The organism is Acinetobacter sp. V104_13 (genome assembly GCF_031798995.1).
Taxonomy (GTDB): domain Bacteria; phylum Pseudomonadota; class Gammaproteobacteria; order Pseudomonadales; family Moraxellaceae; genus Acinetobacter; species Acinetobacter pittii.
The window spans coordinates 124,378-137,303 of the sequence record NZ_JAVQNP010000027.1 but is presented as its reverse complement, the minus strand read 5'-3'; the positions used below and the strand labels follow the sequence as shown (position 1 = coordinate 137,303).

The window sequence follows — 12,926 nt, the reverse complement described above, 5'->3', positions numbered from 1 at the left end:
TTATGGAGAAGATTATGCGCCGTATTGCAATTGTTGGAGCAGGACAGTCTGGTTTACAGCTTGGTTTGGGTTTATTAGATACAGGTTACGACGTGACAATGATCACCAACCGAACTGCCGATGAAATCCGTCAAGGTAAAGTCATGTCAAGCCAGTGTATGTTTCATACCGCTTTACAAACTGAACGTGACTTGGGACTAAATTTCTGGGAAGAACAATGTCCAGCGGTTGAAGGCATTGGGCTAGCTTTAGTTAATCCTGAAAATGGTGGTAAAGCATTTGAATGGAGTGCTCGTCTTGAGCGCTACGCTCAATCGGTCGATCAACGCGTCAAAATGCCATATTGGATGGAAGAATTTGAACGCCGTGGTGGTCGATTAGTAATTCAGGATGTTGGAATAGAAGAGTTAGAACAACTCGCAAACGACTACGAGCTTGTATTACTCGCGGCTGGTAAAGGCGAAGTTGTTAAACAATTTGAACGTGATGATGTACGAAGTGTTTTTGATAAACCGCAGCGTGCTTTGGCTTTGACCTATGTCAAGAACATGAAGCCAATTTCACCTTATTCACGTGTGACTTTTAACATTATTCCTGAAGTCGGTGAATACTTTTCATTTCCAGCACTTACCGTGAATGGGCCTTGCGACATTATGGTGTTTGAAGGTATTCCAAACGGTCCAATGGACTGCTGGCAAGATGTCAAAACACCTGAACAGCACCTGCAATGCAGTCTGGACTTACTCAAGAAATTTGTGCCTTGGGAATATGAACGTTGCACAAATGTTGAGTTGACCGATGCAGGCGGATATTTGGCTGGACGTTTCCCACCGACCGTACGTAAACCCGTTTTGACATTACCGTCTGGCAAGAAGATTCTTGGCATGGCAGATGCCTTAGTGGTCAATGATCCGATTACCGGTCAAGGCTCAAACAATGCGGCAAAGTGTAGCAAGATCTATTTCGATGCCATTTTAGCCAATGATAATCAAAGCTTTAGCGAACAATGGATGGTTCAAACTTTTGAGCGTTATTGGGCTTATGCAGAAAAAGTCGTGGCTTGGACCAATAGCTTGTTATTACCACCTGAGCCTCATGTCGTTGAACTCCTAGCAGCTGCAAGTCAAAACCAGAGCATTGCTTCAATTATGGCCAATAACTTTGATGACCCTCGCGCTTTTGCCCCTTGGTGGTTTGATGCAGATCAGGCTCAGGCATTCATAGCCTCAAAAACCGCAGCAAAAGTGGCTTAAGGTCAAAATATCAAAGGGAGAATTAAAAATGGACATAATTGAAACTCAAGGTTTACAAACCATTAATGCTGAAAACCCAAGAGAAATTCGTAATTTACTTGGTCAGTTTGCAACTGGCGTTACCGTGATTACAACCCGTGGTAAAGACGGTCGGAAAATAGGCATGACAGCCAATTCATTTTCATCACTGTCTTTAGACCCGCCATTAATTTTATGGAGCCTTTCAAAAACAGCGCCAAGTTTGTTTGATTTTGTAGAAGCTGAATATTTTGCCATTCACATGTTGGCACAGGAGCATCACCAGCTTTCGGGACATTTTGCTCGGGGAGCTGAAGACAAATTTGCAGGCATTGCCCATCAACAATGCAATGCTGGCGTTCCAATTTTGTCCGATGCGCTCGCAACCTTGGTTTGCCGCAATGTAAATCAATACGAAGGCGGAGATCACCTGATTTTTATTGGTCAAATTGAACAATACCAACAACGCCAAGGTGAACCATTGGTATTCCACGCAGGAAAGTATCGGATTGCCGCAGAGCATCCAGAATTAGCACATTAATTCACCACAATCACGATCAATCCGGTCGTGATTTTTTTTATAGGAAATAAGAATATGAAAAGCACTTTAATTAAACATGGTTTTTTAGCAGGGACATTGTTGGGTTTGCCATGGGTTACACATGCCTATGATTTACCGACCGTAAACTTAGGTATGACCAGCTTTCTCGATGGTGGTTTACCCGCAGGGCCTGGCTGGTATGCTCAAACTTACTTTCAAAATTACGATAGCAATAAACTAGTCGATGCCAATGGACAAAAATTAGGTCTACCTAAAACAGATTTAAGTTATCAAGTACTGGTTGAGCAGATTAGTTATTTATCGAATGTTCGAGTAAAAGATAAAGCCAGCCTAGGTATGAATTTTTTAATTCCTTTTGTCAGTAAAATGGACATGCATGATGGCTTGAATAATGCTGCCATTAAGGCCCAAAGCGGATTTGGGGACATTATGATTGGACCTTTTATTCAGTTTGATCCAGTCATGGGCGCACAAGGACCGAAGTTTGTACATCGTTTTGAGTTTCAGGTCAATTTACCTACTGGGGAGTACGACCAGCAAAAAGATATTAATCCAAGTAATAACGCTGTTTCATTTGATCCTTATTGGGCTGCCACATATTGGTTTAATCCAAAATGGACAGCTTCAACGCGTATTCATTATCTCTATAACTTTAAGAATAATGACCCAAGCTATGCATTTGCTGGAGCAAATGATATGCGAGCTGGGCAAGCAATTCATGCAAACTTTGCAACAGACTATGCTATTACCGAACAGTTCCGCTTAGGACTAAATGGTTATTGGCTAAAACAAATCACAGACACCGAAGTTGATGGTGAAAAAGTCAAAGGCCGACGTGAACAAGTCTGGGCGATTGGCCCCGGTGCGATGTATAGTTTTTCTAAAAATGACCATTTAGTTGCAAATGCTTATTTTGAGCAAGATGCTGAAAACCGCCCAGAGGGAACACGACTGCAAGTTCGTTATATCCATCATTTTTAAGTCATAAAAAAAGCCTTTTATATCAAAAATATAAAAGGCTTTTATCTATTTTAGTTTAAGAAAAAGTTGAAGTAATTAAGCCTTCACTGTGACCAGATCGGCGAGTAGACGAAGGTAACTCACCATAACGGCGTTTATATTCTTGAGAAAAACGGCCTAAATGGCTAAATCCCCATTTAAATGCAACGTCTGTGACCGATAGATTTTCATTGTGCATCAGCTCTAAATGGGCTTGCTCAAAGCGTAACTCTTTTAAATAAGACATTGGGGTTGTCCCCAAATAATTTTTAAAACCGGTAAATAGCGTTCTCACACTCACGCCTGCATGTTCAGCCAAAATTTCGACATTAAGCGGCTCATGTAAATGTTCTTTAATATAGGCTTCTGTGCGCTTCACAAAATAAGGAGAGACGGTTTTTTCTTTATGCTGATCTATTTTATGTAATGCGTTATTGGGTTGACCATAAATGAGTGCATTGAATAGATTCGACTCAAACTGTTTAAAGGCTAAAGGATGATGAAGCGGGTGTTGTTCACAAGCCAAAGCATCCATCAATGTTCTAACGAGCTGTAAAAAGTAGCCTCCACTTTGTGTAGCAAAGTCTAATTTTGGGTCGAAAATGAGTAAGTTGTTTTCTGAATCGGCAATGTGTTGGCGACAATGGTAAGTAAAATCATCCTTTGAAACTTTTAAAATGAGCTGCGGTGAGTTAGCGTGCCAGCGCATACGTAAAGATTGCTGAGGAGAAATAAGAGAAGCAACTTGAGAATAAGAAATAAACTTTTGAGAACCAAACTCGATTTCTGCGTAGCCTTGAGTTGGAATTTGAATTAGGTAAAAGCTATCAAGGTAATCTGGTTCAATAATGACATCCGCACCATATTCCAAGCGACTAATAGACAGTGCGCCTGTTTTAACATGGTGCATGGTTGCACTGAAATCTCGCTTCTGCTGAGAGATTTTAAGATCATGCGGTTTAAAAATTTGGCCTACATTTCGGCAAGTTTCGCTTAAATCGTGGTGATCAAACACCAGATTATGATTGGTAAAGATAGACTCATTTTGAAAATGACGCCCACTGAGTTCTGGGGAGTTGGCTTGGTTCATATTTATCCCTTTTGGCTCACTCCTGTATTTACTTGTATTGCAAGAGCTTTAAAACTTCGCTGCACAGCAAGTAAATACGGCACTTAAAAAATTAAGTTACTCGCAAATTACAATGAGATATAAGCAAAATACAGACCAATTTAACCGCTAGTTAATGTGATTTTCTCAAATTTTTACATCGGATTTTGTCCATCAATTTAGTAAATTCGAGAAAGAAATAGAATAGGGGGATATAAAAGGTGCTATAAGTTAATCTCATCATGATCTTATTCCTTAAGATCTATCAAAATATATAGCAAATCCGAGTGAGCTGGTCAATTTATTTTGTCGGAATTTATTGTTTTATATTATTGATATATAAAAACTTTTAATTTAAATGCAAAAATTCAATATACCCCCTACAGAGTATATTGAATCATTTCAGGTTTTAGTGGTTTTTAAATTATTTATACTTCAACGTGATGTATTACTCTGTAAAAACTTCTCGCTGTAAATACGGTAGTTTTGCAAAGATTGTTCATCTAACCAATTTTTAACAGCTTCAATCATTGGCGGTGGACCACATAAATACATATCAAAAGCCTGCTCGGCCAATTGATCTTTATTTAAATGCTCATGAATATAACCCGCTTTGCCTTGCCAAGCTTCGGTTGCTTTAGTCACAATCGGGTGATAACTAAAGTTTGGTAGCTGTTCAGCATAGGCATGTAAACGCTGTTGTTCACACAAGTCAGTTTCATTATTTACGCCGTAATACAACTGAACTGCAGGTGAGTTAGGTTGTTCGACCAAGTTATCTAGCATTCCCAAGAAAGCTGATAATCCTGTTCCACCTGCCACAAAAACCAGTGGTCGCTGTACTTCACGTAAATAGAAACTACCAAGCGGCGCTTCAATAAGTAGGGCTTGTCCAACCTGACAGCGATCACGCAAATAATTACTCATCACACCGTCTGGCAAGAGACGAATGAGAAATTGCAATTGATTGGTTGCATTTGGTCTATTTGCAAAAGAATAAGAACGCCAATCTTCAGTATCTGGAATTTGCAAACGAGCATATTGACCCGGTAAAAACTGAAGCTGTTCAGCATGACTGCTCGCATCAAGATGTAAAATTGCTGTCGTTTCAGAAACCAGCTCAACTGCAGTCACTTTGGTTTCAATTTTTAAAGTATCACCAGCGTTACAGATAGCAGAATCATGATCGAAATAAAAAGCAGCATCGGATTTCACACGTGTCTGGCAAGCTAACATTTTACGCTCAGCCAAATCACGCTCACTTAATGCATCTTCATCAACATATTCTTGTTCATAAATACCGGTTTCACACTGTCCCTGACAGGTACCACAAACACCTTCACGGCAGTCTAGCGGGAGGTTAATTCCTTGGCGAACTGCTGCATCAAGCAGCAATTCGTCGTTATTTACCGAAATGAAAAAGGTTTTGCCATCGGCAAAATTAAGTGCAACTGAATGTCCCATTTTCATTCCCCTTAAACGTGATAGAAGTCTAAAACGGAATCAATTTTGTCATTCAGCAAAATGCTGTGCTGATGACGAATGCGGAAACCATCTGCTGTTTGGCGTAAAAGATAAGTAGCGTGTCCGTAAAAACAGCCTTCTAAACCTTGACGGTTATAAAGCGTTTGCCATGCAATTTTTGCTTCAATTAATCCATCATCCAATGTTTTAACTCGGATATTGTTTATGCTATGCAAAGTACGTGGTAACGGTGTTGCAGATGCTGCTTTACCTGTACGAATACGGAATATACGGTCTTCAAGGCCTGTACGGTCTGCATAATAAATATAAGACAAACCCTGATTGGGATCTTGAACATAGTTATGGTCATCAATCCACTGTGGAATATGATATTCACTATCTTCATCGTAAAGCTCTAGATAGGCATCCCAGTCATAAGCATCACAAAGCTCTGCCTTTTTGTACAAAAACTGAGATACAGCAAAATGTAGTTCTTGTGACATGGTTACACCTCATCCATTACGGCATTATTTTCAAAAGTAATATCCTGCATTTTTAATGCTTTCTTGTTTAATCCGTCGAGCATTAGACGTTGCCAATGTCCATGCTGGTTTACATAAAGTCCTTCATGGGTAAATTCACGACCAGTAATAACGGGGTGAATGCCTAAATCTTGCGAGTTTTTGGTCGCGCCATATTCCCAAGACTGACAACCACGCGAAATATCGCTCCAACGTTCAAGTCGTGCCTGAAAACCTTTTTGCTGTTCACGGAATTCAACTAAATCGTCGGGTGTACCAAGGCCTGATACGTTAAAGAAATCTTCGAACTGGCGAATACGGTTACGGCGTGCTTCAGCAGATTCACCTTTAACCCCAATACATTGGCTAATGACTTCAGTTTTATTCCATGCAACAGGGCGAACAATACGAAGCTGTGAACTAATTTGGTCCATAAAAAATAGGCTAGGGTACAAGTTCAAATTTCTTAAACGATGCATTGCCCATTCAGCATATTTTTCGCCATATTTTTCAACCATATATGGCATAACTGTGCTGTAACCCGGACGAACTGTAGGGTTTGGCATGTCACTAAATAATACGCTATGACCATTTTTAAAACTAAACCAGCCATCGTCAGTTTCTGAATCACCGGCACCTAACTTGCTATAGTCAAGCGTATCGAGTTCTTCACCTTTTGATGCATTGACTTGCTGACGATGTTGAACTGTAGAGACATAGTTATAGTGAACAGTGCTGACATGGTAACCATCTAGGCCATTTTCATTTTGTAGTTTCCAGTTACCTGCAAAGGTATAAGATGACTTGCCTTGTAATACTTCGAGTTCACCTGTTGGAGATTGGTTAACCATTAAATCAAGGAACAGTTTTGCATCGCCCAAAAAATCTTCTAGAGAGTCTGTTGCTTGAGTATCAAGACTTACAAATATAAATCCACGATAGCTGGCAATACGGCCTTGTTTTAAGCCACGGCTTGATTTATCAAAATCTTCACAGTACTCGCTAGGCGCTTTTACCTTAACCAAACGACCATCTGACTTGTAGCACCATGCGTGGAATGGACAAGTAAATGTAGACTGATTGCCTTTAGCAACGCGTGTTAAGGTCGCTCCACGATGCTCACAAGCATTAACCATGGCATGTAGTTCGCCTTTACCATCACGGCTCACAATAATCGGCTGACGGCCAATTTGAACGGTTAGGAAATCATGATTGTTTGGAATCTCACTTTCATGACATGCATAAATCCAAACCTTTTCAAAAATAAGTTCCATTTCCAAGTCAAATAGTTCAGGCTCGGTAAACATATTACGTGCAATACGAAACACGCCATCGTTAGGACGGAAGTCGATACATCCATCTATAAAATCATTCCATTGTTTTAAATTAGATGAGGTCATTTGCTCAATCCTCCAATCAATCAGCTTTTAACTGATTGAACCGCGATTAGGCCTTAGCCTCTATCCGTTTTTTCCAGATCTTTATCCACTTTGTGCAGTTTTGATTTTTTGATCGAACTCTTTTTAGGAAAGAGTATAGATTTAAAAATTCTATGTGTTTTAACCTATCAAAGTTCCTTATAATGTTAAGGAGCATAAAATGAAATTTTGTGAACTAAGTCTATGAAAGAACAAAACTTAAAATTACAAATTAGAATTCTTTTAGAGCAAAATATTGCATTTGGTCCGGGTAAGGCAGACTTACTTGAAGCAATTGAGAGAACTGGTTCGATCTCACAAGCCGCAAAATCTATGAATATGAGTTACCGCCGTGCGTGGCAGTTAGTCGATACAATGAATCAGTGCTTTGAAACAGCTTTGGTTGAAACTCAAACAGGTGGAACACATGGTGGTGGGGCAGCCGTTACAGCTTTTGGCCAGAAAGTCTTACAGCATTACCGCCAAATGGAAATCAATGCTCGACAAGCCTTAGAACATGATTATCAAATCATGAGTACCTATTTAAAAGGTTAAGGTAAAAGATTGCATAACGACGAAATCTTTTAATTTGGTATAGCTTTTGCTTAATTCAAATTAAGTGCTGAAAAAGCACTGCTGCATTCCAGACATCTATAGTTAATGAATTATGCTTTTCATAATCTTCATGTAGCGCTATATTCTTGGGTATATATCGCTGCAAAAACGACAAAAAGGTAAAAATAATGGTAAGTGATACGAAGATAAAAAAATTGGCTTTAGCTTGTTCAGTCCTCAGCATCGGATTGATCTTTAATATCTCAGCCAAGGCTGAATCGGTTACCGTTTATGCAGCAGCGAGCTTAACCAATGCAATTAATGATTTAGAAAAAATTTACGAAAAACAGAATAAAGTAGAAGTTAAAACTTCGTATGCTGGTTCATCAACCTTAGCTAAACAAATTGAAGCTGGGGCACCTGCGGATATTTTTATTTCAGCAGATACCCAGTGGATGGATTATCTGCAAAATAAAAAATTAGTTTCAGCAAATGACCGTATAAATTTATTAGGTAACCATTTGGTTCTAATTATTCCAAAAGGTCAGTCATTAAACATCAAATTAGATAAAACGACCGATCCCAATAAAGTATTTACAGGCAAGATTTGTACAGGCGATACCAAAAGTGTGCCTGTAGGCAAATATGCTAAACAAGCTTTTACCAATTTAGGTTGGTGGAGTCGTATTGAGCCAAAGTTAGTTGAAACAGAAGATGTTCGAGCTGCATTAAATTTTGTTGCACGTGGTGAATGTCAGGCTGGGATTGTCTATGCAACTGATGCAGCGATTAGCAAAGACGTAAAAGTAGTTGGTGTATTTCCGATAAATACACATTCGCCAATTACTTATCCTGTAGGGTTGATTAAAAAGAATCCGAGCTCAACAAAGTTCTATCATTTTTTACAAAGCAATCAAGCCAAAGCTGTTTTTAAAAAATATGGCTTTAGCGTGTTGGCTCCAGCAAAACCATGATGTTCTCTTTAACCCCAGAAGAGCTTAGCGTGCTACAACTTTCTTGTAAGGTTGCAGCAAGTTGTCTTGTGGTCAGTATTATTCCTGCAATTTGTGTGGGATGGTTTTTGGCACGTAAAGAGTTCTGGGGCAAGTCATTCATTGAAACATTAGTGTTTTTACCTTTGGTTTTACCGCCAGTTGTTCCTGGTTATTTGCTTTTACAAGTTTTTGGGAGCCGCGGCTTTATTGGACAACATTTGGCACCGCTTGGAATTGATTTTGCATTTAACTGGAAAGGTGCCGTTCTTGCTTCGGCAGTAATGGGTTTTCCGTTATTGGTGCAATCTATTCGACTAGCGATTGAACTGGTCGATCAGCGTTTAGAAATGGCAGCAAAGACATTAGGTGCCTCATCCTTAGGGGCCTTTTTTCATGTCACGTTGCCTCTTGCCAGCAGTGGTATTTTAATTGGTGCTATTTTATGTTTTTGCCGCAGTTTAGGTGAGTTTGGTGCAACCATTACCTTTGTGGGTAATATTTCAAATGAAACACGGACTTTGCCTCTAGCCATGTATAGCTTAATGCAACAGCCCGATACCGAGGCCGCCATTCAACGGCTTATTGTTTTATCGTTAAGCGTGGCTTTTTTAGCCCTATGGTTTGCACAGTGGTTTCATCGTTATCAAAAAAAGCGCTTAGGACGGTAGAATTATGTTGATTGATTGCCGTTTTCAGCTACAAATGGGCCAATTTCATATTGAACCTAGTTTCCAGTCAGATGCTTCTGTTATTGGCTTATTCGGTGCATCGGGTTCAGGTAAAACATCGATTTTACATGCCATTGCAGGGCTGAACACACCGCGTAGTGGGCTCATTAAAATACAGGATCAAACATGGTTTGATTCAGATCAAAACATTAACTTGAGTACCCGAAAGCGGCATATTGGATTGGTTTTTCAAGATGCTCAGCTTTTTCCACATAAAACGGTAAAGCAAAACTTATTATTTGGTCTTAAGCATCTTTCCCAACAAGAACGTCACTTTGAAGCAGATTATATTATTGAGTTATTAAAGTTAGAGCACTTATTACAACGTATGCCCATTAAACTCTCAGGAGGGGAAAAACAGCGCGTGGCACTAGGCCGAGCATTATTATATTCACCTAAGCTGTTACTACTAGATGAGCCTTTATCAGCATTAGATGCGAATCATAAAGCTGAAATTATTCCTTTTTTTCAGAAAGTAAAAGAGGAAATAAAAATTCCAATGATTTATGTGAGTCATGATATTCAAGAGATTAAACAACTGACTGAAACAATGTGGATTCTATAATTTTTCATTTTTTATACGTATTTCCAAACTTACAAGATTCAGGATTATCGAGAACTCATTCTTAGCCTGCTGGAGATTGAACCCTAAAAAGTTACTAGGTTTAATAAACCATAAATCTGATTTTAGCCGAATAAATCAAAACCTGCCTTATTGAAAATGATTATTAACAATAAAATATTTCTGACCTTATAATTTAATAAAACGCATATAAAGCAACAATTTAATTTAAAATTTTAAGCTAAAGCTCATTTGCCTGAGATCATAAATTAATCTTTTATCTTAATTTGCTCTTGATAAGAATGATAATTATTTGCAATTATATTTATAGATTTCTTTATAATATAAATTGGAGTATCCACATGCGCTCTACCATCGTGGTCACAGGTGCTGCAAGAGGGATAGGAGCGGCTATTGCCAAGCAACTACTAGATCAGGGCTATCATGTTATTGGTATTGACCGACAAGAAAATCCTAAACAATGGGATATCAGCAAAACAATAACGCCGGATCAAACTTCACAATGGCAAGGCATCTCACAAGACATTACCCATCAACAAGAAACACAAACTTTAATTTCAGAGCTTTTAGAAAGATACGAAATTACGGGGTTAGTAAATGCAGCAGGAGTATTAATTATGCGCTCCATGCTTGAAGCCAAAACGGAAGATTGGGAAACACTTTTTGCGGTCAATGTCATGGCACCTATTGCGATTAGCCAACAAGTTGCTAAACATTTTTGTGCAAAAAGGCAGGGCAGTATTGTCACTATTAGTTCAAATAGTGCACGCATGCCGCGTATGCAACTTGGTATGTACGCCACCACTAAGGCTGCACTGAGTCATTTTTGTCGCAATCTGGCACTTGAAATCGCACCTTATCAAGTCAGGCTAAATATCGTTTCACCAGGATCAACTCTCACTCAAATGCAGCAACAACTCTGGACTGATAATGCACCTCCACCTGCAGTAATTGATGGTGATTTGAGTCAGTACCGAACAGGTATTCCCTTAAGAAAACTCGCGCAACCAGATGATATTGCCAATACCGTGAGCTTTTTACTTTCGGACCGAGCGGCCCAAATTACGATGCAAGAAATAGTGGTAGACGGGGGAGCTACGCTTGGGGTCTAAAGATTACTTGAGTACAACAACACCCTGAAATTAAAAAACAAATCTTTTTAAAGATAGAAAAGGAAAATACTAATGAGTATTCCAAAGATTGCAAGTTACAGTATGCCCCAAGCCCATGAATTTACTCCCAACAAAACAAATTGGCCATTGCATACCAATCGAGCTGTTTTATTGGTTCATGATATGCAGCAATATTTTTTAGATTTCTATGACTTGACTCAGGAACCTATTCCAGAACTCATTAAAAACACCAAAGCATTAATTGACGCCGCTCATCAATCTAATATTCCCGTTGTTTATACAGCACAACCGGGCAATCAATCACCTGAACATCGACAGTTATTAACTGATTTTTGGGGACCTGGTTTAAAGAATGAGCCGAGCTTTACGCAGATTTTGCCAAAAATTTCACCTCAAAAAAATGATACGGTTCTTACCAAGTGGAGATATAGTGTTTTTAAATTTTCACCTCTCGAACAACTCATGCGGGAGTCTGGTCGCGATCAACTAATTATCTGTGGGGTATATGCACATATTGGTTGTCTTATGAGTGCTGCTGAAGCTTTTATGCTAAACATCCAACCATTCTTATGTGGTGATGCACTAGCTGACTTTAGCCGAGAAGAGCACGATATGGCGTTAAAATATGCTAGTACACGATGCGCTCAAGTCATGACAACACAACAAGTGATTCATGCATGGATGCAAGAACAAGATGCACTATCCTTAGCATAATAGTCATTTAACTTATTCTATTTAAAATATAAAAAGCAGATCATCGATCTGCTTTTTATATGGGTGGAAATGAATACTTATTTAGTAATATATAATGGTTATCATTATGTATTTGATAATTACTTAATATTGAATATTGAAACTTATATGTATATGATACACCGCTAAACACAAATGATAATATTTATCATGTGTTAATCATTATATAGAATAAGGTCGAAAAATGACTTAATGAAGAGGGTGCAATATGGTTCAGCTCAAGAATGCTTTTATTAGCCAAGCGCGTACATGTAGATAGTGAGGTAGGAGTAATATTAAATTATTCAGAATCTTATAATCAGCTCAAAGCTTATTTATAGGGTAATAAGCTCTGATTTATACATCCAATCATTTCCATAATTTTCAAGTAAGTATAGACAAAATAATTTTAAAAAATTTCTATTTTTTTTCAACATTAAGGTTAATTAATCATGACAGCAACTTCAAAATCATTATTAAATGGACTACCCATAAAAAAATCGAGAATACAGGTTTTTGAAATTTTAAATCAAAATCCACAAGGCTTAAGTGCTGTGAGTATTTATACGCAAATTAAAAATGAACATAAAATAACGCTAGGAACGATTTATCGAATCTTGTCAGAATTTGAAAACCGTAAACTCATCAAAAGAGTATTTCTAGGAAAAAGCAAAAGTATTTATAAGCTTAGAAAAGACAAGATGAGTTGTAACCTCATTTCGCTCAAAACCTCTGAAGCATTGAACTTTGAAAATGACAAAGTTAAAGAATTACTTCATGAGGTTACTGATATTATTTTTGCAAATACCGGAGTCGATATCAGTAGTGTTGAGCTCAATCTATATACCGAATAAAAA

The 12,926-nt window shown here is 38.4% G+C and carries 14 protein-coding genes; 10 read left to right on the top strand and 4 right to left on the bottom strand.

From position 1 onward, the window contains the following. Positions 1-14 precede the first annotated feature (14 nt). Genes RMB06_RS13390 through RMB06_RS13380 form a run of 3 tightly spaced genes read left to right on the top strand, consistent with a single transcriptional unit; the run spans position 15 to position 2,814 of the window. On the top strand, positions 15-1,253 hold the full coding sequence (locus tag RMB06_RS13390; protein ID WP_311079889.1) for a styrene monooxygenase/indole monooxygenase family protein: 1,239 nt from the start codon (positions 15-17) through the stop codon (positions 1,251-1,253). 28 nt (positions 1,254-1,281) lie between these two features. Next, entirely contained in the window at positions 1,282-1,812 is a 531-nt protein-coding gene (locus RMB06_RS13385) for a flavin reductase family protein (protein ID WP_311079887.1), read from the top strand. A gap of 54 nt (positions 1,813-1,866) precedes the next feature. Beyond that, positions 1,867-2,814 (top strand): transporter, encoded by a 948-nt coding sequence (locus RMB06_RS13380; protein ID WP_311079885.1) that lies wholly within the window; start codon positions 1,867-1,869, stop codon positions 2,812-2,814. A gap of 55 nt (positions 2,815-2,869) precedes the next feature. On the opposite strand, the gene RMB06_RS13375 is transcribed toward RMB06_RS13380, so the two are convergent. The 4 genes from RMB06_RS13375 to antA all read right to left on the bottom strand — a co-directional run bounded on the left by RMB06_RS13375 (position 2,870) and on the right by antA (position 7,325). Beyond that, entirely contained in the window at positions 2,870-3,922 is a 1,053-nt protein-coding gene (locus RMB06_RS13375) for an AraC family transcriptional regulator (protein ID WP_311079882.1), read from the bottom strand. Positions 3,923-4,375: 453 nt separating this feature from the next. Then, entirely contained in the window at positions 4,376-5,410 is a 1,035-nt protein-coding gene (gene antC, locus RMB06_RS13370) for an anthranilate 1,2-dioxygenase electron transfer component AntC (RefSeq protein ID WP_311079880.1), read from the bottom strand. 5 nt (positions 5,411-5,415) lie between these two features. Then, positions 5,416-5,907, bottom strand: a complete 492-nt coding sequence (antB, locus tag RMB06_RS13365) for an anthranilate 1,2-dioxygenase small subunit (protein WP_311079879.1) — start codon at positions 5,905-5,907, stop codon at positions 5,416-5,418. 2 nt (positions 5,908-5,909) lie between these two features. Next, complete coding sequence (gene antA, locus RMB06_RS13360; RefSeq protein ID WP_311079877.1) at positions 5,910-7,325, bottom strand: anthranilate 1,2-dioxygenase large subunit; 1,416 nt, start codon at positions 7,323-7,325, stop codon at positions 5,910-5,912. A gap of 222 nt (positions 7,326-7,547) precedes the next feature. On the opposite strand from antA, the gene RMB06_RS13355 reads away from it, so the two are divergent. The 7 genes from RMB06_RS13355 to RMB06_RS13325 all read left to right on the top strand — a co-directional run bounded on the left by RMB06_RS13355 (position 7,548) and on the right by RMB06_RS13325 (position 12,923). Continuing rightward, on the top strand, positions 7,548-7,898 hold the full coding sequence (locus tag RMB06_RS13355; protein WP_311079875.1) for a LysR family transcriptional regulator: 351 nt from the start codon (positions 7,548-7,550) through the stop codon (positions 7,896-7,898). Between the two features lie 188 nt (positions 7,899-8,086). Beyond that, positions 8,087-8,872 (top strand): molybdate ABC transporter substrate-binding protein, encoded by a 786-nt coding sequence (gene modA / locus RMB06_RS13350; protein ID WP_311079873.1) that lies wholly within the window; start codon positions 8,087-8,089, stop codon positions 8,870-8,872. Next, the gene (gene modB / locus RMB06_RS13345; RefSeq protein ID WP_311079872.1) at positions 8,869-9,561 is read left to right on the top strand and encodes a molybdate ABC transporter permease subunit; all 693 of its coding nucleotides are present in this window, start codon (positions 8,869-8,871) and stop codon (positions 9,559-9,561) included. The genes modA and modB overlap by 4 nt, the downstream gene beginning before the upstream one ends. A gap of 4 nt (positions 9,562-9,565) precedes the next feature. Next, positions 9,566-10,186, top strand: coding sequence for an ATP-binding cassette domain-containing protein (locus tag RMB06_RS13340; protein WP_311079871.1), 621 nt, complete (start codon positions 9,566-9,568; stop codon positions 10,184-10,186). A gap of 359 nt (positions 10,187-10,545) precedes the next feature. Further along, on the top strand, positions 10,546-11,316 hold the full coding sequence (locus tag RMB06_RS13335) for an SDR family oxidoreductase (protein WP_017386943.1): 771 nt from the start codon (positions 10,546-10,548) through the stop codon (positions 11,314-11,316). Between the two features lie 72 nt (positions 11,317-11,388). Then, on the top strand, positions 11,389-12,051 hold the full coding sequence (locus tag RMB06_RS13330; protein ID WP_032006183.1) for an isochorismatase family protein: 663 nt from the start codon (positions 11,389-11,391) through the stop codon (positions 12,049-12,051). A gap of 470 nt (positions 12,052-12,521) precedes the next feature. Next, positions 12,522-12,923, top strand: a complete 402-nt coding sequence (locus RMB06_RS13325) for a transcriptional repressor (protein ID WP_005076029.1) — start codon at positions 12,522-12,524, stop codon at positions 12,921-12,923. Positions 12,924-12,926: the final 3 nt, after the last annotated feature.

Coding starts and splice junctions, on each gene's coding strand:
- antA (WP_311079877.1), bottom strand. CDS start 7,325: ATGACCTCATCTAATTTAAAACAATGGAATGATTTTATAGATGGATGT.
- RMB06_RS13380 (WP_311079885.1), top strand. CDS start 1,867: ATGAAAAGCACTTTAATTAAACATGGTTTTTTAGCAGGGACATTGTTG.
- antC (WP_311079880.1), bottom strand. CDS start 5,410: ATGAAAATGGGACATTCAGTTGCACTTAATTTTGCCGATGGCAAAACC.
- RMB06_RS13355 (WP_311079875.1), top strand. CDS start 7,548: ATGAAAGAACAAAACTTAAAATTACAAATTAGAATTCTTTTAGAGCAA.
- RMB06_RS13340 (WP_311079871.1), top strand. CDS start 9,566: ATGTTGATTGATTGCCGTTTTCAGCTACAAATGGGCCAATTTCATATT.
- antB (WP_311079879.1), bottom strand. CDS start 5,907: ATGTCACAAGAACTACATTTTGCTGTATCTCAGTTTTTGTACAAAAAG.
- RMB06_RS13330 (WP_032006183.1), top strand. CDS start 11,389: ATGAGTATTCCAAAGATTGCAAGTTACAGTATGCCCCAAGCCCATGAA.
- modB (WP_311079872.1), top strand. CDS start 8,869: ATGATGTTCTCTTTAACCCCAGAAGAGCTTAGCGTGCTACAACTTTCT.
- RMB06_RS13335 (WP_017386943.1), top strand. CDS start 10,546: ATGCGCTCTACCATCGTGGTCACAGGTGCTGCAAGAGGGATAGGAGCG.
- RMB06_RS13375 (WP_311079882.1), bottom strand. CDS start 3,922: ATGAACCAAGCCAACTCCCCAGAACTCAGTGGGCGTCATTTTCAAAAT.
- modA (WP_311079873.1), top strand. CDS start 8,087: ATGGTAAGTGATACGAAGATAAAAAAATTGGCTTTAGCTTGTTCAGTC.
- RMB06_RS13325 (WP_005076029.1), top strand. CDS start 12,522: ATGACAGCAACTTCAAAATCATTATTAAATGGACTACCCATAAAAAAA.
- RMB06_RS13385 (WP_311079887.1), top strand. CDS start 1,282: ATGGACATAATTGAAACTCAAGGTTTACAAACCATTAATGCTGAAAAC.
- RMB06_RS13390 (WP_311079889.1), top strand. CDS start 15: ATGCGCCGTATTGCAATTGTTGGAGCAGGACAGTCTGGTTTACAGCTT.